18 protein-coding genes are annotated in these 21,789 nt (G+C 58.0%); 4 read left to right on the top strand and 14 right to left on the bottom strand.

Annotated elements, in window-relative coordinates:
* Positions 1–12: 12 nt before the first annotated feature.
* Genes AB1E37_RS01650 through glpE form a run of 3 tightly spaced genes read right to left on the bottom strand, consistent with a single transcriptional unit; the run spans position 13 to position 2,031 of the window.
* Positions 13–771 carry a DeoR/GlpR family transcriptional regulator gene (locus AB1E37_RS01650; RefSeq protein WP_002920548.1) on the bottom strand — a complete coding sequence of 253 codons (759 nt, stop codon included), beginning with the start codon at positions 769–771 and terminating at the stop codon, positions 13–15.
* 49 nt (positions 772–820) lie between these two features.
* On the bottom strand, positions 821–1,651 hold the full coding sequence (glpG, locus tag AB1E37_RS01645) for a rhomboid family intramembrane serine protease GlpG (RefSeq protein ID WP_004151408.1): 831 nt from the start codon (positions 1,649–1,651) through the stop codon (positions 821–823).
* Positions 1,652–1,701: 50 nt separating this feature from the next.
* A complete protein-coding gene (glpE, locus tag AB1E37_RS01640; protein WP_002920552.1) occupies positions 1,702–2,031 on the bottom strand; it encodes a thiosulfate sulfurtransferase GlpE in 330 nt (109 codons plus the stop codon).
* Positions 2,032–2,235: 204 nt separating this feature from the next.
* Between glpE and glpD the strand changes: the two genes are divergently transcribed.
* Entirely contained in the window at positions 2,236–3,744 is a 1,509-nt protein-coding gene (glpD, locus tag AB1E37_RS01635; RefSeq protein WP_002920554.1) for a glycerol-3-phosphate dehydrogenase, read from the top strand.
* An 88-nt stretch (positions 3,745–3,832) separates the two neighbouring features.
* Here glpD and glgP read toward each other — a convergent pair whose 3' ends face one another.
* From glgP to asd, 6 genes are all read right to left on the bottom strand, one after another.
* Positions 3,833–6,280, bottom strand: a complete 2,448-nt coding sequence (gene glgP, locus AB1E37_RS01630) for a glycogen phosphorylase (protein WP_002920561.1) — start codon at positions 6,278–6,280, stop codon at positions 3,833–3,835.
* A gap of 17 nt (positions 6,281–6,297) precedes the next feature.
* Positions 6,298–7,731 (bottom strand): glycogen synthase GlgA, encoded by a 1,434-nt coding sequence (gene glgA, locus AB1E37_RS01625; RefSeq protein ID WP_002920564.1) that lies wholly within the window; start codon positions 7,729–7,731, stop codon positions 6,298–6,300.
* On the bottom strand, positions 7,731–9,026 hold the full coding sequence (gene glgC / locus AB1E37_RS01620; protein ID WP_002920566.1) for a glucose-1-phosphate adenylyltransferase: 1,296 nt from the start codon (positions 9,024–9,026) through the stop codon (positions 7,731–7,733). Before glgC ends, glgA begins: the two co-directional genes overlap by 1 nt.
* Before the next feature lie 80 nt (positions 9,027–9,106).
* Positions 9,107–11,083 carry a glycogen debranching protein GlgX gene (gene glgX, locus AB1E37_RS01615; RefSeq protein WP_004901094.1) on the bottom strand — a complete coding sequence of 659 codons (1,977 nt, stop codon included), beginning with the start codon at positions 11,081–11,083 and terminating at the stop codon, positions 9,107–9,109.
* Positions 11,080–13,266, bottom strand: coding sequence for a 1,4-alpha-glucan branching enzyme (gene glgB / locus AB1E37_RS01610; RefSeq protein WP_004150069.1), 2,187 nt, complete (start codon positions 13,264–13,266; stop codon positions 11,080–11,082). Before glgB ends, glgX begins: the two co-directional genes overlap by 4 nt.
* A 238-nt stretch (positions 13,267–13,504) precedes the next feature.
* A complete protein-coding gene (gene asd / locus AB1E37_RS01605; RefSeq protein WP_002920570.1) occupies positions 13,505–14,611 on the bottom strand; it encodes an aspartate-semialdehyde dehydrogenase in 1,107 nt (368 codons plus the stop codon).
* A gap of 103 nt (positions 14,612–14,714) precedes the next feature.
* Here asd and AB1E37_RS01600 point away from each other — a divergent pair, with 103 nt between their 5' ends.
* A complete protein-coding gene (locus AB1E37_RS01600) occupies positions 14,715–15,077 on the top strand; it encodes a hypothetical protein (protein WP_032432318.1) in 363 nt (120 codons plus the stop codon).
* Here AB1E37_RS01600 and gntU read toward each other — a convergent pair.
* From gntU to AB1E37_RS01575, 5 genes are all read right to left on the bottom strand, one after another.
* Positions 15,074–16,414 carry a gluconate transporter gene (gene gntU, locus AB1E37_RS01595; RefSeq protein WP_002920773.1) on the bottom strand — a complete coding sequence of 447 codons (1,341 nt, stop codon included), beginning with the start codon at positions 16,412–16,414 and terminating at the stop codon, positions 15,074–15,076. The genes AB1E37_RS01600 and gntU overlap by 4 nt on opposite strands.
* Positions 16,414–16,944, bottom strand: coding sequence for a gluconokinase (gene gntK / locus AB1E37_RS01590; RefSeq protein WP_002920775.1), 531 nt, complete (start codon positions 16,942–16,944; stop codon positions 16,414–16,416). Before gntK ends, gntU begins: the two co-directional genes overlap by 1 nt.
* A gap of 180 nt (positions 16,945–17,124) precedes the next feature.
* On the bottom strand, positions 17,125–18,120 hold the full coding sequence (gene gntR / locus AB1E37_RS01585) for a gluconate operon transcriptional repressor GntR (protein WP_002920777.1): 996 nt from the start codon (positions 18,118–18,120) through the stop codon (positions 17,125–17,127).
* Between the two features lie 114 nt (positions 18,121–18,234).
* Complete coding sequence (locus AB1E37_RS01580; protein WP_004901099.1) at positions 18,235–18,930, bottom strand: pirin family protein; 696 nt, start codon at positions 18,928–18,930, stop codon at positions 18,235–18,237.
* A gap of 121 nt (positions 18,931–19,051) precedes the next feature.
* Positions 19,052–20,089: an oxidoreductase gene (locus tag AB1E37_RS01575; protein ID WP_004181468.1), complete on the bottom strand. Its 1,038-nt coding sequence runs from the start codon at positions 20,087–20,089 to the stop codon at positions 19,052–19,054.
* A 264-nt stretch (positions 20,090–20,353) separates the two neighbouring features.
* Between AB1E37_RS01575 and AB1E37_RS01570 the strand changes: the two genes are divergently transcribed.
* Both AB1E37_RS01570 and yhhY read left to right on the top strand, forming a co-directional pair.
* Positions 20,354–21,007 carry a polymer-forming cytoskeletal protein gene (locus AB1E37_RS01570; RefSeq protein WP_004188304.1) on the top strand — a complete coding sequence of 218 codons (654 nt, stop codon included), beginning with the start codon at positions 20,354–20,356 and terminating at the stop codon, positions 21,005–21,007.
* Between the two features lie 228 nt (positions 21,008–21,235).
* A complete protein-coding gene (yhhY, locus tag AB1E37_RS01565; protein WP_004181470.1) occupies positions 21,236–21,724 on the top strand; it encodes an N-acetyltransferase in 489 nt (162 codons plus the stop codon).
* Positions 21,725–21,789 lie beyond the last annotated feature (65 nt).

Raw genomic sequence — 21,789 nt, 5'->3', positions numbered from 1 at the left:
CGCCGTTGCCGTTTAGCACAGCTCCAGCTGAAGGTTGTTATCAGTGATCACCTTCAGCACGCCGGCCGGCGGCAGCACGTCGGTATAGACCGCATCGACCATACTGATGCTGCCCATGTTGACCATCGCATTGCGGCCAAACTTGGTATGGTCCACCACCAGCATCACGTGGCGTGAATTCTCAATGATCGCCCGCTTGGTGCGAACTTCATGATAATCAAACTCCAGCAGCGAGCCATCGCTGTCTACGCCGCTGATGCCGAGAATGCCGAAGTCGAGGCGGAACTGCGAGATAAAGTCGAGGGTGGCTTCCCCGATGATCCCGCCGTCCCGGCTACGCAGTTCGCCGCCGGCGAGAATAATACGGAAGTCCTCTTTCACCATCAGCGTGTTGGCGACGTTAAGGTTATTGGTCACAATCCGCAGATCGTTGTGATCGAGCAGGGCGTGCGCCACCGCTTCCGGCGTGGTGCCGATATCAATAAACAGCGTCGCCCCGTCCGGGATCTCGCTGGCCACCCGCCGGGCGATACGCTCTTTCTCCGCCGTCTGGGTCGCTTTGCGATCGTGCCAGGAGGTGTTCACCGAGCTGGAGGGCAGCGCCGCGCCGCCGTGATGGCGGAGGATCATTTTCTGTTCGGCTAAATCGTTCAGGTCGCGGCGGATGGTCTGCGGGCTTACCGCGAACTGCTCAACCAGCTCTTCCGTGCTGACGTAACCCTGTTTTTTTACCAGCTCGATAATGGCGTCATGACGTTGTGTTTGTTTCATGAAATATCCCTGGAAAAATGTCGCCTACCCGACCCCTGTCGGTAAGTCTTTATGCGCGTTTTCGCCCATGTAAGGTATCAACAAACGCCATCGCCAGGCCGGTCGCCAGACCAGCCACGTGCGCGCCGTTGGCGATCGCCATGCCGAAAACATCAAACCAGCCAGCAATTAACCACACTAAAGAGAAGAGTATCAACCCGCGCTGCAGATAAATACCGCTCTGCGGATCGCGCTCGCCCCGCAGCCAGACGTAGCCCATCAGCGCGTAGACCACGCCCGACAAGCCACCAAACCACGGGCCGCTAAACTGGTGCTGCACGAAGCCGCTTAGCAGAGCGCTGATGACGGTGATCACCACCAGCTTGCCGCTGCCGATGCGCTTTTCCACCGCGCCGCCAAGATACCACCACCATAGCAGGTTGAAGAGAATATGCATCAGCGAGAAATGCATGAAAGCATGGCTGAAATAGCGCCAGGCTTCGAACTGCAGCGAAGGATCGTAGGGCCAGGCCAGCCAAATCATCACCGGCTGATCGCCCAGCAGATTTTGCAGGATGAACACCGCGATGCAGATCAGCAGAATCGCCCAGGTGAACGGACCGGCGTTATGCCGCAGCGTGGCAAAGAAAGGAAAGCGCTGATAGCGCAACCCGCTATTGGTCTGTCCGGACTGCCAGCTCGCCGCCAGATAGCGCGGGTCCGCCGGGTTTTCGAGAAAACGCGCCAGCTCAGCCCTGACGCGCCCGGCCTGACTCTCATCAGCCAGCCAGACGTCGCTCTGGGTATGCTGCTGGATGGTCAGGATAATCCCCTGCGTCGCCATATAATCGACAAACGCCTGGGCCACCCGCGGGTTGGCAAAAGAGGTAATCATTAACATGCAGCGAATCGCTTATTCCACACAAAGGGGGATAGTATACCTGCCAGTCGTTAAAACGTCCCGCGCGCCACTTCCGCCGGGAAATGGCGATGCCAGGCGTCGAACCCGCCGTCAACGCTATAGACCTTATCAAATCCCTGCTGCAGCAGATACTGCGCGGCGCCCTTGCTGCTGTTGCCGTGATAGCACATCACCATCACCGCCGTGTCAAAGTCGTTGTCACGCATAAACGCGCCCAGCGTATCGTTGGTCAGATGAAACGCGCCCGGCGTATGACCCATCGCATAGCTTTGCGGATCGCGGATATCGACCAGTACCGCCGTCTGCTGATGCAGTTTCTGGTGCGCTTCTTCAACATTGATGCATTCAAACTGTTCCATGATTCTCTTCTCTTTCTCGTCATGACGGGCGATGGCCGGCCCAATTTTACCCTGTAGTGTACCGTCAGGCGGTAAAGAAACGCCAATATGTTACACCCATCACTTCAAAATGTTTTTTTGATGTTACCAAAAGCGCGTTTGTTTGCTATAGTGAGCGATATCGAGCATTTATGAGCTTAAACGAAAGTGTGAGAGGGTAAGAACGTGGAAACCAAAGATCTGATTGTGATAGGCGGAGGCATCAACGGTGCCGGTATCGCGGCAGATGCCGCCGGGCGTGGTTTATCCGTACTGATGCTGGAAGCGCGCGATCTCGCCTGCGCCACCTCCAGCGCCAGTTCCAAACTGATCCACGGCGGGCTACGCTACCTCGAACACTATGAGTTCCGTCTGGTCAGCGAAGCGCTGGCCGAGCGTGAAGTGCTGTTAAAAATGGCCCCGCATATCGCCTTCCCGATGCGCTTTCGCCTACCGCATCGCCCGCATCTGCGCCCGGCATGGATGATCCGTATCGGCTTGTTTATGTACGATCATCTGGGCAAACGCACCAGCCTCCCGGGATCCACCGGGTTGCGTTTTGGCGCAGAATCGGTACTTAAACCGGAAATTGTGCGCGGTTTCGAATATTCCGACTGCTGGGTCGACGATGCCCGCCTGGTGCTGGCCAACGCGCAGATGGTCGTCCGCAAAGGCGGCGAAGTGCGTACCCGCACCCGCGCTATCTCGGCGAAACGTGAGAATGGCCTGTGGGTGGTGGAAGCGGAAGATATTGATAGCGGTGAGAAGTTTACCTGGAAGGCGCGCGGCCTGGTCAATGCCACCGGCCCATGGGTCAAACAGTTCTTCGACGAAGGGATGCATCTGCGCTCGCCTTACGGCATCCGTCTGATCAAGGGCAGCCACATCGTGGTGCCGCGGGTGCATACCCAGAAACAGGCTTATATTCTGCAGAACGAAGATAAACGCATAGTGTTTGTTATTCCGTGGATGGATGAGTTCTCTATCATCGGCACGACGGACGTCGAGTATAAGGGCGATCCGAAAGCGGTGGCCATTGATGATAAAGAGATCAACTATCTGCTGAACGTCTATAACGCGCACTTTAAAAAGACCCTCAGCCGGGACGATATCGTCTGGACCTACTCCGGCGTCCGTCCGCTGTGCGACGACGAGTCGGATTCGCCGCAGGCCATTACCCGCGACTATACCCTGGATATTCACGATGAGAACGGTCAGGCGCCGCTGCTGTCCGTCTTCGGCGGCAAGCTGACCACCTATCGCAAACTGGCCGAGCATGCACTGGAAAAACTGACCCCCTATTACAAAGGGATCGGCCCGGCATGGACCAAAACCGCGGTGCTCCCCGGCGGCGATATCGGCGGCGACCGCGACGACTACGCGGCAAAACTGCGCCGTCGCTTCCCGTTCATCAGTGAATCACTGGCCCGCCATTATGCCCGCACCTACGGGAGCAACAGCGAGTGGATCCTGAAGGAAGCCAGCGCCCTGAGCGATCTCGGGGAAGATTTCGGCCACGAGTTTTATGAAGCCGAGCTGAAATATCTGGTGGAGCACGAGTGGGTGCGCAGCCTGGATGACGCCATCTGGCGTCGTACCAAACAGGGCATGTGGCTGACTGCCGAGCAGCAGGCGCGCATCAGCGAATGGCTGGCGCAGCATGCGGGAAAGTCTGAGCTGTCGTTAGCGTCGTAACGCTGCCGGCGGAAACGCCTGAGGCCAGGTTCAACCGCAATAATCAAACAACGGGGTCAAATGGCCCCGTTGTGTTGCGTTGACTGGCTTACAGCCTTACCGGGTCGATATGCCAGATATATTTCGCGTACTCCTGGATCGTCCGGTCGGAAGAGAAGTAGCCCATGTTGGCAATATTCAGCATCGCCTTATAGGCCCACTCTTCCGGGTTTTGATACAGCTCGTCGACGCGATCCTGGCAGTCCACATAGCTACGATAGTCCGCCAGAACCTGGTAGTGGTCGCCAAAGTTAATCAGCGAATCCAGCAGGTCGCGGTAGCGCCCCGGTTCTGCCGGGCTGAAGACGCCGGTACCGATCTGCGTCAGCGCCTGGTGGAGCTCTTCATCCTGCTCGTAATATTCGCGTGGTTTATAGCCGCTGCGACGTAGCTCCTCCACCTCTTCCGCGGTGTTACCGAAGATAAAGATATTCTCTTCGCCCACGTGCTCCTGCATCTCCACGTTTGCCCCATCAAGGGTGCCGATAGTCAGCGCGCCGTTAAGGGCAAACTTCATATTACTGGTGCCGGAAGCTTCAGTGCCTGCGAGGGAGATCTGTTCCGACAGGTCTGCCGCCGGAATGATCAGCTGCGCCAGGCTAACGCTGTAGTTGGGGATAAAGACGACCTTCAGCTTGTCGCCAATCTGCGGATCGTTATTAATCACCGCCGCCACATCGTTGATCAGGTGAATAATGTGCTTGGCCATGTAGTAGGCCGAGGCCGCCTTACCGGCGAAAATATTCACCCGCGGCACCCACTCGGCCTGCGGATCGGCCTTGATCCGGTTATAGCGGGTGATGACGTGCAGCACATTCATTAGCTGCCGTTTGTATTCATGGATACGTTTGATCTGCACATCAAACAGCGCCTTCGGATTGACCACCACATTGAGCTGTTGAGCAATATAGCTGGCCAGCCGCTGTTTGTTCTCAAACTTGGCCTGACGCACCGCCTGATTGACCATCGGGTAGTCGATATGCTGTTTCAGCTCATCAAGCTGACTCAGATCGGTCCGCCAGGTGCGGCCGATATGCTCATCCAGCACTTTCGACAGCGGCGGGTTGGCCAGCGCCAGCCAGCGGCGCGGCGTCACACCGTTGGTCACGTTGATAAAGCGCATTGGGAAGATTTTGGCGAATTCGGCAAACAGTGACTCCACCATCAGTCGGGAATGCAGCTCGGACACCCCGTTGACCTTGTGGCTGACCACTACCGCCAGCCAGGCCATCCGCACACGGCGGCCGTTAGACTCGTCGATAATCGAGGTGCGGCTGAGGAGGTCGGTATCGTTCGGATACTGCTCCTGCAAGGTCTTGAGGAAATAGTCGTTAATCTCGAAGATAATCTGCAGATGGCGCGGCAGAATTTTACCCAGCATATCCACCGGCCAGGTCTCGAGCGCTTCGCTCATCAGGGTATGGTTGGTATAGGAGAAGACCTGACAGGTCACCTCGAACGCCTCGTCCCAGCTGAACTTATGTTCGTCGATAAGCAGACGCATCAGCTCCGGTATCGACAGCACCGGGTGGGTGTCATTCAGGTGAATGGCAATCTTGTCCGCCAGGTTGTCATAGGTCTTATGCAACATGTAATGGCGACTCAGGATATCCTGCACCGTGGCCGACACGAGGAAATACTCCTGGCGCAGGCGCAGCTCGCGGCCGGAGTAGGTCGAGTCGTCCGGATAGAGCACGCGGGAGACGTTTTCGGAGTGGTTTTTATCCTCTACCGCGGCGAAGTAGTCGCCCTGGTTGAATTTACCGAGGTTAATTTCGCTACTGGCCTGCGCGCTCCACAGACGCAGCGTGTTGGTGGCGTCGGTGTCAAAGCCGGGGATGATCTGGTCGTAGGCTTCCGCAATGATCTCCTCCGTCTCAATCCAGCGGGTTTTCTTTCCTTCCTGCTGAATGCGGCCGCCGAAGCGCACTTTATAGCGGGTGTTGTGGCGCTCAAACTCCCACGGGTTACCGTACTCCAGCCAGTAGTCAGGAGACTCTTTTTGTCGGCCATCGACAATATTCTGTTTAAACATCCCGTAGTCGTAGCGGATGCCGTAACCGCGTCCCGGCAGACCCAGCGCCGCCAGGGAGTCAAGGAAGCAAGCCGCCAGGCGGCCCAGACCGCCGTTGCCAAGCCCGGGGTCATTCTCTTCATCGATCAGCTCTTCGAGATCGAGCCCCATCTCCGCCAGCGCGCTGCTCACATCGTCATAAATGCCCAGCGACAGCAGCGCATTCGAGAGGGTGCGGCCGATCAGAAACTCCATCGACAGATAGTACACCTGGCGCACTTCCTGGGAGAGCTGCGCGCGGTTGGAGCGCAGCCAGCGCTCCACCATGCGATCGCGAACGGCAAACAGCGTGGCGTTAAGCCATTCATGCTTGTTGGCGATGGCCGGATCTTTACCGATGATAAACATCAGTTTATAGGCAATAGAATGCTTTAACGCCTCAACGCTCAGCGTCGGTGATGCATAGCTAAAGGGTACATTCATAACAATGACTCCAGTGGTTACATCAAGCGTTGATAAAGTTCGCGATAGGAGTTCGCGGCAACCTGCCAGCTAAAATCCATATTCATCGCCTGACGCTGAACGTAGCGCCAGAGCGACGGGCGCGACCAGAGGACAAAGGCGCGACGGATAGCGCGCAGCAATGACAGCGCATTGCTGTCCTCAAAGACAAACCCTGTCGCCAGACCATCGGCCAGATTCTCCAGCGAACTGTCAGCGACGGTGTCCGCCAGACCGCCGGTGCGGCGCACCAGCGGCAGCGTCCCGTACTTCAGACCATACAGCTGGGTCAGGCCGCAGGGTTCAAAGCGGCTCGGGACCAGAATGACGTCGGCGCCGCCCATAATGCGGTGGGAGAAGGCCTCATGGTAGCCAATCTGCACACCCACTTTGCCCGGGTGCTCGGCGGCGGCGGCGAGGAAACCTTCCTGCAGCACCGGATCGCCGGCGCCCAGCAGCGCCAGCTGGCCGCCCTGCTCAAGCAGACCCGGCAGCGCTTCAAGCACCAGGTCCAGCCCTTTCTGGCTGGTAAGACGGCTGACGACGGCAAACAACGGCGCTTTATCATCGACCTTCAGGCCCATGGCAATCTGCAGCTGACGCTTGTTCTCCGCCTTCTCCTCCAGCGTGTCGCGATCGTAGCGCATCGGCAGCAGCAGATCGTTTTGCGGGCTCCAGATACCGTCGTCAACGCCGTTGAGAATTCCCGACAGCCGACCTTCATGATGGCGCTGGCGCAGCAGCCCCTCCATGCCGTAGGCGTACTGCGGCTCGGTGATCTCGCGCGCGTAGGTCGGGCTCACCGCCGTAATATGGTCGGCGTAGTAGAGGCCGGCCTTGAGAAACGAGATCTGCCCGTTAAACTCGAGGCCATGCATGTTATAGAACGACCAAGGCAGCTCAATGTCATTCATATGCCAGGAGTAAAACATCCCCTGGTACGCCAGGTTGTGCACGGTAAACACCGATTTAGCCGGGCGTCCGCGCGCCGCCAGGTAGGCCGGCGTCAGGCCGGCGTGCCAGTCATGGGCATGCACCACATCCGGGCGCCAGAACGGATCCAGTCCGCTGGCCATTTCACTTCCCACCCAGCCCAGCAGCGCAAAGCGCAGGACGTTGTCGGGATAAGCGTGCTGGTTGGTATCGTGGTAAGGGCTCCCCGGACGGTCATAGAGATGCGGGGCGTCTATCAGGTAGATCCCCACGCCGTTAAAGTGGCCGTACAGCAGCGTGATCCGCCCGGCGAAGGTATCCCGGCGGGTCACCACCTGGGCATCCACCACGCCGCGACGGATATCGGGAAACGCCGGCAACAGCACGCGCGTATCGATACCCTCCGCGATTTGCGCCGCCGGCAGTGCGCCGATGACGTCCGCCAGACCGCCCGTCTTTAACAGCGGGAACATCTCAGAACATACATGTAAGACCTGCATTAGCGCTCCTGTTTGTGCCCTAATTTCCGCAGCATGTCGCGGGTCACCAGCACGATACCTTCCTCTGAGCGATAGAAGCGGCGTGCATCCTCTTCCGCATTCTCACCAATCACCATTCCTTCCGGGATAACACAGGCGCGGTCAATCACGCAGCGACGCAGGCGGCATGAGCGCCCCACCCAGACATCTGGCAACAAGACTGCCGAATCAATGTTACAGAACGAATTCACCCGCACGCGCGGGAACAGCACCGACTGCACCACCACCGACCCGGAGATAATGCACCCCCCGGAAACCAGCGAGTTCAGGGTCATGCCGTGGCTACCGGAGCGGTCCTGCACGAACTTCGCCGGCGGCAGCGATTCCATATGGGTGCGGATCGGCCAGTTCTGGTCGTACATATCCAGCTCCGGCGTGACTGACGCCAGATCGAGGTTAGCCTTCCAGTAGGCTTCCAGCGTCCCCACGTCGCGCCAGTAAGGTTCGGCGTTCGGGTCGGACTGCACGCAGGAGAGCGGGAAAGGATGTGCATAAGCCATGCCAGCTTCGGTGATCTTCGGAATGATGTCTTTGCCGAAATCGTGGCTGGAGTTCTCGTTGCGATCGTCTTCTTCCAGCAGCTCATAAAGATAGGCGGCGTCAAAGACATAAATGCCCATGCTGGCCAGCGATTTGGTCGGGTCGGTCGGCATCGCCGGCGGGTTGGCGGGTTTCTCGACAAACTCAATGATTTTTTCGTTTTCGTCGACCGCCATGACGCCGAAGGCGGATGCCTCTTCAATGGGCACCGGCATGCAGGCCACGGTGCAACGCGCCCCTTTTTCGACATGGTCGATCAGCATGCGCGAGTAGTCCTGCTTATAAATATGGTCGCCCGCGAGGATCACCACGTACTCGGCCTTGTAGCGGCTGATGATATCCAGGTTCTGCGTCACCGCATCCGCCGTGCCGCGATACCAATTTTCGCCATGCACGCGCTGCTGAGCCGGCAGCAGATCGACAAACTCGTTCATCTCTTCGCTGAAGAACGACCAGCCGCGCTGGATGTGCTGCACCAGCGTGTGCGACTGATACTGGGTAATAACGCCGATGCGGCGGATCCCTGAGTTAATGCAGTTAGATAATGCGAAATCGATAATACGGAACTTGCCGCCAAAGTGAACGGCAGGTTTCGCACGCTTAATGGTGAGATCCTTCAGCCGGGTGCCACGCCCGCCCGCGAGGATCAACGCCACGGATTTGATGGGTAATTGACGCGCCAGCATCAGCGGATCGTTTTTTTCAAGCCTAACCATGATTAACTCCTTTTTACACCCCCGCTTTCCAGCTCATCCCGCCGCGCCGCCGCCACGGGTCCAACCGAAAGCTTCAGGGCTTACGACCTTTGAAATACGCACACTCCGTGCGCGGGCCCATGCCAGACAGCCATGATGACCGGATTATCCTCTCCGGCGAATGGAGGAACGGCGCGCCATTCCCCCTCGGGTAAAACCATATCGACCACCTCTGCGGTGGCGTTCAGCGTGAGCAGCCAGCGATCCGACAACTGGATCTGCATACACGCGGCCCCCTGCTGCCACTCCGCGGCAGTCAGGGGCTGGGCGTTGCGATTAAGCCAGCGGACGTTGCCATCCCCCTCCTGCCACCAGCGGTTGCGGGTGAGCGCCGGAATACGGCGCCGCAGGTGGATCAGCGCCGCGGTAAAGGCGGTTAATCCCGGGTTCGCCTGGCGCCAGTCCAGCCACGTCAGGGCGTTGTCCTGGCAGTAAGCATTATTGTTGCCGTGCTGGCTGTGGCCCTGTTCATCGCCCGCCAGCAGCATTGGCGTCCCCTGAGCCAGCAGCAGCGTCGTCAGCAGCGCATGCGCGCTGGCGCGCCGCCGTTCAATCACCGCAAAATTCGCTTCTAATCCTTCTATACCATGATTGTTGCTGTAGTTATTGTTAGTCCCATCGCGATTCTCCTCCCCGTTTGCCTCATTGTGTTTCTGATTGAAACAAACGCAGTCGCGCAGCGTGAAGCCATCGTGGGCCGTCACCAGGTTGACCGTCGCCGATGGCGGTTTGCCATCGCGGGCAAAGAGATCGCTGGAGGCCGCGAAACGTTGGGCAAAATCCCCCAGGGAGACATTTTGCTGTAGCCAGAAGCGTCGGGCGCTATCGCGAAAATGGTCATTCCATTCAGCGAACAGCGCTGGGAAATTACCCACCTGATAGCCGCCCGGGCCGATATCCCAGGGTTCCGCAATCAGTTTCACCTGCGACAGCACGCTGTCGCGGCGGATAGCCTCGAACAACGGCGCATCCTGGCGGAATTCCGGCGTCCGCCCCATCACTGAGGCGAGGTCGAAGCGAAAGCCGTCGACATGGCACTCATCCACCCAAAAGCGCAAACACTGGCGCGCCCACTCCACCACGCCGGGGTGGCTAAGATTGAGCGTATTACCGCACCCGGTCCAGTTGTGATAATCGCCATCCTCCCTTACCCAATAATAGCTACGGTTGTCGATTCCGCGCAGGGAGACGGTGGGCCCTTCGAGATCGATTTCCGCACTATGGTTGAGCACGATATCCAGAATCACTTCGATACCGGCGGCGTGCAGCGCCTTAACCGCATCGCGAAACTCATCCAGGGCGCGATCCGGGTCGCTGGCGTAGCGCGGATCCAGCGCGAACCACGCCAACGGGTTGTAGCCCCAGTAGTTGCTTAACCCCATCCGCTGCAGTCGCGGCTCGCTGGCGAACTGCGCCACCGGCAACAGCTCAAGGGCGCTGATGCCCAGCGATTTGAAGTAAGCGATCATCGCCGGGTGGCCCAGCGCTTTATAGGTTCCGCGAATGGCTTCCGGTAGCTGCGGATTAAGCAAGGTGAGCCCTTTCACGTGCGCTTCATAAATCACCGTTTCCCCCCATGGGGTACGCGGCGGTTTATCGCCACGCCAGTCATAGCGCAGATCCACCACCTGCGATTTTGGCGCGACCGCGGCGCTGTCGCGGCGATCGGGCTGCCACATGCCGCCGTGCAGGCGCTCATCGTCAGGCAGATCGCCCTCGACCCGGTGGGCGCTGGGATCGATCAACAGCTTGGCCGGGTTAAAGCGGTGCCCCTGCGCCGGGTCCCAGGGACCATGTACCCGATAGCCGTAGCGCAGGCCCGGCCCGGCGGCGGCCAGCCAGCCGTGCCAGATGTCGCCGCTGCGCGCCGGGAGATCGAAGCGTTGCTCGTTGCCCTGCTCGTCGAATACGCACAGCTCCACCCGCTCCGCATGGGCGGAGAAGAGGGCGAAATTCACCCCCTTGCCGTCATAGCTGGCGCCCAATGGCGCAGGTTTGCCTGCCGCGAGTGAGGTCATTGCGCCTCCCGGACCAGCCAGATCGTCGCCAGCGGGGGCAGGGTCAGCGACAGCGAATGTTCGCGGCCATGGCTGGCGATAGCGTCGCTTTCCACCACGCCGCCATTGCCCTGATTGCTGCCGTGATAGTGCATGGAGTCGGTATTTAGCGCCTCGCGCCAGCGGCCCGGCTGGTTAATGCCGAAGCGGTAGTCGTGGCGCGGCACCGGCGTGAAGTTGCTGGCGACGATAATCTCGTTGCCCGCCCGGTCACGGCGTACAAAGACAAACACCGAGCGCTCATGGTCGTCGACCACCAGCCATTCGAAGCCGTAGGGGTCAAAATCCAGCTCGTGCAGCGCTTTATGATGACGGTAGGTATGGTTCAGGTCGCGCACCAGCCGCTGGACGCCGTGGTGCCAGTTGTCGCCGCCCTCCAGCAGATGCCAGTCGAGGCTAACGTCATGGTTCCACTCGCGGCCCTGAGCGAACTCATTGCCCATAAACAGCAGCTTTTTCCCCGGGAAGGCGAACAGCCAGCCGTAGTAGGCGCGCAGGTTGGCGAACTTCTGCCAGGCATCGCCCGGCATGCGGTCGAGAATCGATTTTTTGCCGTGCACCACTTCATCGTGGGAGAGCGGCAGCACAAAATTCTCGGTGTAGTTGTAGAGCATGCCGAAGGTCATTTTGTCATGATGGTAGCGGCGATGCACCGGATCGAGCTTCATGTAATCCAGGGTGTCGTGCATCCAGCCGAGGTTCCATTTGAACCAGAAACCGAGGCCGCCGCCGGCTGGCGGACGGGTCACCCCGGCAAAATCGGTGGACTCTTCCGCCATGGTGACCGCGCCCGGCGTCTGTTCGCCAAGGATGCGGTTGGTGTTGCGCAAAAACTCAATGGCTTCCAGATTCTCCCGACCGCCGTATTCGTTGGGGATCCACTCTCCCGCCTTGCGGCTGTAATCGCGATAGATCATCGAGGCCACCGCGTCGACCCGCAGCGCATCGATGCCGAAGCGTTCGATCCAGTACAGCGCGTTACCCACCAGGTAGTTGCTGACTTCCCGACGTCCGTAGTTGTAGATCAGGGTATTCCAGTCCTGGTGATACCCCTCGCGCGGATCGCTGTGCTCATACAGCGAAGTGCCGTCAAACGAGGCAAGGGCAAAATCATCCGCCGGGAAGTGGCCGGGCACCCAGTCAAGAATGACGTTCAGCCCGGCGGCGTGCGCGGCATTGATAAAGTAACGGAAATCGTCGCGGGTGCCGAAGCGGCGGGTCGGCGCATAGAGCCCGGTGGGTTGATAGCCCCAGCTGCCGTCGAACGGGTGCTCGTTAACCGGCAATAGTTCGAGATGGGTGAAGCCCATCCATTTCGCATAGGGCACCAGCTGGTCGGCCAGCTCGCGGTAGCTCAGCCAGAAATTATTATCGGTATGACGGCGCCAGGAGCCGAGATGCACTTCATAGATAGAGATCGGGGCATCAAACTGGTTCGCCGCTCTACGGTCCGCTGGCTGTTCCACTTTGGGCGGCAGATCGCAGATAAGCGAGGCGCTTTCCGGACGCATTTGCGACTCAAAGGCGTAAGGGTCGGCTTTGACCCGCAGATTGCCGTGGGCGTCAATCAGTTCGAATTTATACAGCTGGCCATTGTGCGCGCCGGGAACGAACAGCTCCCAGATCCCGGACTCTTTGCGGAATCGCATCGGGTGGCGACGGCCATCCCAGTAGTTAAACTGCCCCACCACCGATACGCGGCGGGCGTTCGGCGCCCACACCGAGAAACGGGTACCGGTGACGCCGTCCATGGTGGCAGCGTGCGCGCCCAGCGTTTCGTAAGGGCGCAGGTGGGTCCCTTCCGACAGCAGCCAGACGTCAAGGTCCTGCAACAGCGGACCAAAGCGATAAGGGTCATCGATCAGATTCTGCTGCCCGTGCCAGGTGACGGCCAGCTGATAGCGAAAAGCGTTTTTACGCCGCGGCAGGACGCCGCTGAAGAAACCACGCGAGTCGAGACATTCGAGCTTGCCGACTTTGCGTCCGGTTTTCGGTTCAATAACCCACACGTCGGTGGCATCGGGTAATAATGCGCGCACTTCCAGCCCGGCGTCAGTACGGTGCATGCCGAGCACGGAAAAGGGATCCGCGAAATGACCGGCGATTAGCGCATTAATCACGTCTCTATCAATATGATTAGACATGCTTTCATCCTGTTGTAAGTGTCGCTCATTCCTGTAACTGGCGACTTTTTTTGACCTGAACGGCGCAGTGCTCTCAGCATCCTCCTGCTCCGTCCCACCTTCAGGTAAGGAATTCCTTACTTAAAGCATAGCCAAGGCTGAGTTACCTCCGTGGGGAAAAATCTAACATCCGCGTTTACTCCTTGTATTACGCAAAAAAAAAGGGGGCTTGAAGACCCCCTTTCTGTTCATCCTGGGCTTACGCCAGCTGGCGAAGCATCCGGCGCAGCGGCTCCGCGGCGCCCCACAGCAGCTGGTCGCCAACGGTAAAGGCCGATAGATACTCCGGCCCCATATTCAGTTTACGCAGGCGTCCTACCGGGGTGGTCAGGGTGCCCGTCACCGCGGCTGGGGTCAGCTCGCGCATGGTAATCTCACGATCGTTCGGTACCACTTTGGCCCACGGGTTGTGCGCGGCCAGCAGCTCCTCAACGGTCGGGATAGAAACGTCTTTCTTCAGCTTGATAGTAAACGCCTGGCTGTGGCAGCGCAGCGCGCCAACGCGAACGCAGAGGCCGTCTACCGGGATAACGGACGAGGTGGCGAGGATCTTGTTGGTCTCCGCCTGGCCTTTCCACTCTTCGCGGCTCTGACCGTTATCCAGCTGTTTGTCGATCCACGGGATCAGGCTGCCCGCCAGCGGTACGCCAAAGTTATCGACCGGCAGCTCGCCGCTGCGGGTCAGCGACGTCACTTTGCGCTCAATATCCAGGATGGCGGAAGCCGGGTCCGCCAGCTCCGCGGCCACATGATTATGCAGCTGCCCCATCTGGCTCAGCAGCTCACGCATATGACGCGCGCCGCCGCCGGAAGCCGCCTGGTACGTCGCCACGCTGACCCACTCCACCAGATCCTGAGCAAACAGGCCGCCGAGGGACATCAGCATCAGGCTGACGGTGCAGTTGCCGCCGACAAAGGTTTTCACGCCGTTGTTCAGGCCGGCGGTGATCACGTCCTGGTTAACCGGGTCGAGGATAATGATCGCATCGTCCTTCATGCGCAGCGAAGAAGCCGCGTCAATCCAGTAACCCTGCCAGCCGCTTGCGCGCAGCTTCGGGTAAATCTCGTTGGTGTAATCGCCGCCCTGGCACGTGACAATAATGTCCAGCGCCTTCAGAGCGTCCAGATCGAACGCATCCTGCAGCGTGCCACCGGTGCTACCGCCGAATGACGGCGCTGGCTGTCCCAGCTGGGAGGTAGAGAAGAACACCGGGCGAATGGCGTCGAAATCGCGCTCTTCAACCATGCGTTGCATGAGGACAGAGCCGACCATTCCGCGCCAGCCGATAAAACCAACATTTTTCATAACGTATTCCTGCGAGGTGTGTGCTGTTTGTGCCTGGCCAGTTTCCAACTGGAGTATCCCTCACCTTACAAAATGCAGCTAAAGTCGCAAGTGAAATTAATCAATGATTGCTGAACAATCAGAAAAGCAACTTATCCTGCACATTGTCCACCGTCGCTGGTCGTCGTCAAAAGCGCAACGATTATCGGGGAAATCCCCTGGGGAATGGAATATTTTCCGTCGCTATTTTATTGATCCTGATTATGGATTAAGCGTGAAATCTGGTGCTTTTCCGCTTGCCAAAAAAAAGCGACAAACCCAGTCACAGCAAGGGCTGACGAGGGATACGAGCATCGTCGTAGCGCTAATAAGGGCCAATAGCTGGCAAGGAAAAGAGGGAAAAAGGACGGTTTATTGCAAAGAAGCCAGGGTAAGCAGCGTTACCCTGGCTTTTTATTTCCCGCGAGCGGGAGATGAGCGGGCTTAGCTCAGCAGCTGGAAGGCGATCATACCGACAATCGCCCCGGTGGTGCCAAGGATGGTTTCCATCATGGTCCAGGTCTTCAGCGTCTGGGCTTCACTGGCGCCGGTAAATTTACCAAACAGCCAGAAGCCGGCGTCGTTCACGTGGCTTACCACAATCGAGCCGCCGGCGATACAGATAGACAATGCCGCCATCTGCGCGCCGCTGTAATTCAGCTGCTCAATCACCGGCATCACCAGGCCGACCGCCGTCAGGCACGCCACGGTGGCAGAGCCCTGAATGATACGCACCGCCGCCGCCAGTACGAAGCAGGTAATAGCGATCGGCAGCCCCATTCCGGTCAGCGCTTCACCAAGCGCCGGGCCAACGCCGGAGTCAACCAGCACCTGCTTGAAGACGCCGCCTGCCCCGATCACCAGCAGAATAATCCCGGCCGGCTGCAGCGCGTGGCCGCAAATCTCCATCACCCGGTCTTTCGCCATTCCCTGACGTACCGCCAGACCGTAAATCGCCACCAGGCAGGCCACCAGGATCGCGGTGAACGGGTGGCCGATAAACTCGAACCATTCGTAGGCAGTGGAACCCACCGGCACAAAGCGCGCGGCGATGGTTTTCAGGCCAACCAGCACCAGCGGCAGCAGGATCAGCGCCAGGCTGAAGCCGAAGGAGGGCATTTTGCCTTCGCCGAGATGCGGTTCCGTGACGTCGTCAGGAATATGCAATTCGACGTAGCGGCTGATGAAGTTGCCCCATAGCGGACCGGCGATAATCATCCCCGGAATGGCCGCACACAGGCCAATCAGGATCATCCAGCCAAAGTCGGCGTGCATTTGCGACGCCAGCAGCATCGGCGCCGGTCCAGGCAACAGAAACGCCGCGGCGGCGGCAACGCCGGCAAACAGCGGGATCACCAGCTTCACGAGGTTAGTACCGGTATGGCGCGCCATCGAGAAGGCGACGCTAATCAGCAGTACGATCGCCACTTCGAAGAACAGCGGCAGCGCGCAGATGAGACCGGCGAGACCAATCGCATAGTGCGCGCGATTGTGGCCAAATGATTTGAGCATCTTGACGGCAATCTGATCGACCGCCCCCGTTTCATGCAGGATCTTACCGAACATCGCGCCGAGCGCGACGACGATCGCCAGGAAGCCCAGCGTACCGCCCATCCCTTTCTCCATCGTCGCCGCGATTTTATCCAGCGGCATGCCGGAGAAGAGACCGGCGCCAATAGAAACCACCATCAAAGCCACGAAGGCGTGCATTCGCGCCTTCATGACTAAAAACAGCAGCAGCAATACCGAGCCGACTGCTGTTAAAACAAGCGTTAAAGTACTCACTAGTGACTGCCTTTGTTGATCACCTCGATGGTGCTGGCCACCACGCCTTCCAGCGGCTGGTCGATATCGACGATAAGCACATCGCTCTCGTCGGCGCCTGGTTCCTGCAGCGTTTCAAACTGCGTCACCAACATTTGGGTTTTAAAGAAGTGCCCTTTACGCGCCTTCAGACGGCTTTCGATCACGTCGAAATCGCCTTTCAGGTAGATGAAGGAGAGGTTCGGGTTGCCCTTGCGCAGAATGTCGCGATAGCTCTTCTTCAGCGCCGAGCAGACGATCAGCGACACCTTGTTGGTACGCTGCATGGCGAACGCGGCGTCATTTAGCGCCTGCAGCCACGGCGTGCGGTCGTCATCGTTGAGCGGCTCGCCGGAGGCCATCTTGGTGATATTGCTGCGCGGATGGAGAAAGTCGCCGTCAAGAAACGCGGCATGCAGTTGATGCGCCACTTCGCTGGCGACAGCGGATTTTCCGCTGCCGGAAACGCCCATCAGGACATAGACGTGGTGATCATGGTTAGTCGTGCTCAAAGCGTCCTCCCACTGGACTGGTACGCCGCGCCGGGGCTGACTCATCCAGCGCGAAGGCGGCGTATCGGTTAATTGTTACGGGTAACTGTTATCGGTAACATTGTCATGCCGGACCTGTGGAGAAGCAATATCCATTCGTGCCAGATGTGAATATGTGTGATCTACTTCAAACTTGTCAGTTTAAATTGATCCGCCCGGTGACAATGTGAAACCTAAATCTAACATCTTAGGGGTAATCGCTTCACCACGAATGCGCGCCAGCAGCCGTTCGGCACCGATGCGCCCCATCCGCTCGCGCGGGGTCAGGACGCTGGCCAGCCGCGGCTCCATCACCTGGCCGATATCATGGCCGTGGAACCCGGCGATCGCCATATCATCGGGGATCTTCAGTCCCAGACGCTGGCACTCGAACGCCGCGCCGACCGCGAGGTCATCGTTGGTGCAGAAGATGCCGTCGAGCTGTGGATATTCGCGGCGCGCCTGGCGCATCAGCTCAATCCCCGAAGAATAGGACGAGGATTGCTCCACCATCACGCTGTAGGGCGTCATCCCGGCGTCAAGCATCGCCTGCTCGTACCCCTTCTGTTTGATGATAGTACGTTCATCAAGACGCGCCCCCAGATAGGCGACATGGCGGTGGCCGCGGGCGATGATCGCCGCGGTCATCTGCCGGGCGGCTTCAAAGTTATCAAACCCGACGGCAATATCGAGACACGGCGACCGGCTGTCCATCAGCTCCACCACCGGAATGCCGGCGACTTCGATCATCTTCAGGGTGCGCGGCGTATGGGTGCGTTCGGTGAGGATCAGGCCATCAATGTTCCAGGAGAGCATCGATTCGAGGCGTTTCTCTTCCATTTCCGGCTTATAGCCGTAGTGCGCCAGCATGGTTTGATAGCCGAAGGCGTCGGTGACGCTTTCGATACCGCGCAGTACTTCCGAAAAGACCTGATTGGTTAACGACGGCAGCAGCACGCCGATGGCGCGGCTGGTGGCGTTGGAAAGAATGTCAGGGGCGCGATTGGGAATATAACCCAGTTCATCGAGGGCAACGGCAATCTTGCCACGCAGCGCTTCGGAGACCTGCTCCGGGTTGCGTAAATAGCGACTGACCGTCATTTTGGTCACGCCGACAAGATCGGCTACATCCTGAAGTACGGGTCTTTTCTTTTTCATCGTCCTGACTGTGATCAACGGGGAAACATTTTCTCAGTTTATCACGGACAAAGCGCAACCTTCCCTAACATGAGGGAAGGTTGCGCAATTTATTTAACCTGGCTCAGATAACTATCAAACCGGCGGCAGATCGAACAGCAGGATCTCGCTATCGCTGTCGGCATGAACCGAAATCGCCTGCTCGTCCCAGATGGCCAAACCGTCGCTGGTGGTGGCTTTGGTACCGTTGATGGTCACTTCGCCTTTGACCACCTGGATCCACACGCGGCGTTCCGCGGCAATCTGGTGAACCGACTGCTCATCTTTCAGCAGCGCCCAGCGATAGAGTTCCATATCCTGGTACACCTTCAGCGAGCCATCTCGCGCATCCGGCGACAGCACCAGCTGTTTGCCCTGGGCGGCGTCGAAGCGGCGCTGCTCGTAGCGCGGGGTAATGCCGGTTTCTTCCGGAATAATCCAGATCTGATACAGACGCAGACGTTCGGTTTTGCTCGGGTTGTACTCAGAGTGGCGCACCCCGGTACCCGCGCTCATGATCTGGAACTCGCCCGCCGGCACCTGCTCTTTGTTGCCCATGCTGTCCTGGTGCTCCACCGCCCCTTCCAGCACATAGGTCAGGATCTCCATGTCTTTGTGCGGGTGGGTACCGAAGCCCTGACCGGCGTCGATGACGTCGTCGTTAATCACCCGCAGGGCGGAGAAGCCCATAAAGTTCGGGTCATAATAGTTGGCGAAAGAGAAAGTATGCCAGGAATCCAGCCAGCCATGGTTAGCGTGGCCACGTTCGTTCGCTTTGCGTAAATAGATCATGTTGCACCCCCGTATGTTGTCGATGGAGTCAGTGTGGACCCATTTCGCCGGCGATCATAGAGGGTGAAAATTGACTCCTCTGTTCAAAAAATATGAACAAGCGCAGAGGAGCCAATTTGACTTATCGGGTAAGGGTAATGGTGGCCGGTGAAGGCTGCTCAAAGCCGCGCTGCAGGATCTCCATATTGGTGAGAACGTCAGTTTCCTTGACGTAATTCGGCTGGCCGTTGACGAGGGTGTCGTACAGCGCGTCGTACACCCGACCATAATCGCCGCTCTCCAGCGGCACCGCTTCGCGCACCATCTCCCCTGCCTCGTTGACATACACCAGCTCGCCAACGCTGTCGTCCGCGCCAAATCCCGGCTCGCCCGGCATGACATTGGCCTTCAGGCTGGTCTCCTGCTGGTCAATGCCGTACTTCACAAACGAACCTTTGTGCCCGTGAACGATAAATTTCGGGTAATCGATCTGCACCAGATGGCTGGTCTTAACGATGGCCTTCATATCGCCGTAGAACAGCTGGGCTTCAAAGGTGTCATCCGGGTTGGCTTTATTGCGCAGCGAGCGCAGATCGTAAGAGACATGGTCCGGGCGGCCGAACAGCGAAATGATCTGATCCAGGGTATGCACGCCAAGGCCATAGAACTCGCCGTTTTGCGGACCGCCGGGGTTGGTCTCCGCCAGTGGGCGGTAGTTATCAAAATGACTTTCGATCTCCACCAGTTCGCCGAGTTTCCCGCTCTCAATCACCTTTTTGGTGGTCAGGAAGCAGGAGTCGAAACGGCGGTTCTGATAGGGCGTCACCGTCAGGCCTTTGCTGTTCGCCAGGGCAAACAGAGTTTTTGCTTCCTCCAGCGTCGGGGTGAACGGCTTTTCCACCAGCACGTTTTTTCCTGCCTCCAGCGCCTTTTTCGCATATTCAAAATGGCTGTCGGCGTGAGTGCAGACCACCACCAGCTTGACCAGTGGATCGTTTAATACTTCATCAAGGTCGCTGGTGAAATGAATATGGGAATACTGCGGCGCCTGCTCCTCGGGCTTCGCCCGGCGGCGGTAAATGTGCGCTACCTGCCAGCGGTCTTTGCGGTGCAAAACGTAAGGAAGGTGATAGCGGGTGGTGCTTTTACCAAAGCCAATAAATGCGCAGTGCAGAGTCATAACGCTGTCCTTAGTTAATGAGCTACCTTCAACCATAGCGCAAGCCGGTCCCTCACTTCATCCTCTCTGTTCGCTTGCAGTGAAGATTCGTTAGGAAAATAGTTCGAGTATCACTCATACGTAATTATTAATAACTTATTGATTAATAAGTGATTAGATCAACAGTTTTCGGCAAAAAACCTTGATCGCCATGGCAAAACTGCGGATAAGTGGAGAGCAAACCAGGAGGTTGCTGATGACTAACGGAGTAGCCAGCCGCTGCTGATGGACAAACAGTATCTCGCCATAAACGGCGCCCTTTTTTTCTGGCTTCTCGCGCTGATCGCCTGGTCTGTCGATGCAAGCGCGCTGGCGCGCCTGGCGGCCGCCTGCGCGCTTATCGCTTTCCTCCTCCATAGCCAACGGAACAAGATTAACGCGATGTTTATTAAGAAAAATAAAACGGAACCTCAGATATCAGAAGCAGCCACGCCTCCGGCAATTAACCCAGAACCCGAAGCGGTCGCCAGCAAAAAACACGAGACTACGGTCATCGCCAGCGGGGTGCATTTCGTCGGCAATATAGTCGCCAGCGGCCATGTCTATATCCACGGTCAGGTCACCGGCAACATTGAGGCCAAAGAGCATTTGATTAAGGTAATGCGTGAAGGCCAGGTGGAGGGCAACGTCAGCTGCCGGGAGCTAATAATTGACGGCAAGGTGCAGGGCCAGTGTCATGGCGACAGCATCACCATCGAGGAGCACGGCCATCTGGAGGGTACCCTCGCCTATCGCGCGCTGGCGATCAAGAAAGGCGGCGTTTTTAGCGGTCGCGCTGAAATGCTGGCCGCCGCGGAGAACAAAAGTCATATTCTCGGTCTGGTAGCAGACGCACCCTCCAAAACCGACGCGGAGCCCGTCAGGCCGCAGAGCGCCTGAGATAGCAGCAAAAAAAAAAGCCAGCACCCGGCTGGCTAAAGTAATACTGGAAGCAATGTGAGCAATGTCGTGCTTTCAGGCTTTCCGCAAGGGTCTCCCTGAATGCAGGACAATAATAATCATTCTCATTCGCACTTGTCTACTTTTTTTTGCAAATAATGCGTGTTGACTCGAACGCCGTAGTCAGTGATGTTTAAAGGGACTTTTCACCTGAATGAGGAACAAGGAATGAGTGACATCGTGATACGCCATGCTGAACCGAAAGATATTGACGCGATTCGTCAAATTCACGCCCAGCCGGAGGTGTATCACAACACGCTACAGGTCCCTCATCCATCCGAACATATGTGGCGGGAGCGGCTAACCGATACGCCCGGCGTGAAGCAACTGGTGGCCTGTATCGATGAGCAAGTCGTCGGCCATTTAAGCATTGCCGTCGTCCAACGTCCCCGCCGTAGCCACGTCGCCGATTTTGGTGTCAGCGTGGATTCGCGCTGGCACAACCGCGGCGTCGCCAGCGCGCTGATGCGTACCATGATTGATATGTGCGACAACTGGCTGCGCGTCGAGCGTATTGAGCTGACGGTGTTCGCCGATAATGCCCCGGCGATTGCGGTGTATAAGAAGTACGGCTTTGAGATCGAAGGCACCGGCAGGCGTTACGCGCTGCGCAACGGTGAGTATGTGGATGCGTATTATATGGCGAGAATGAAGTAGCGTGTTGCCGGGTGGCGGCTTCGCCTTACCCGGCCTGCGTTCGTGCAGTTGTAGGCCCGGTAAGC

The sequence above is a fragment of the Klebsiella sp. Shm-1 genome (assembly GCF_040804525.1).
GTDB lineage: Bacteria > Pseudomonadota > Gammaproteobacteria > Enterobacterales > Enterobacteriaceae > Klebsiella > Klebsiella pneumoniae.
This window is presented reverse-complemented; position numbering and strand designations above follow the sequence as displayed.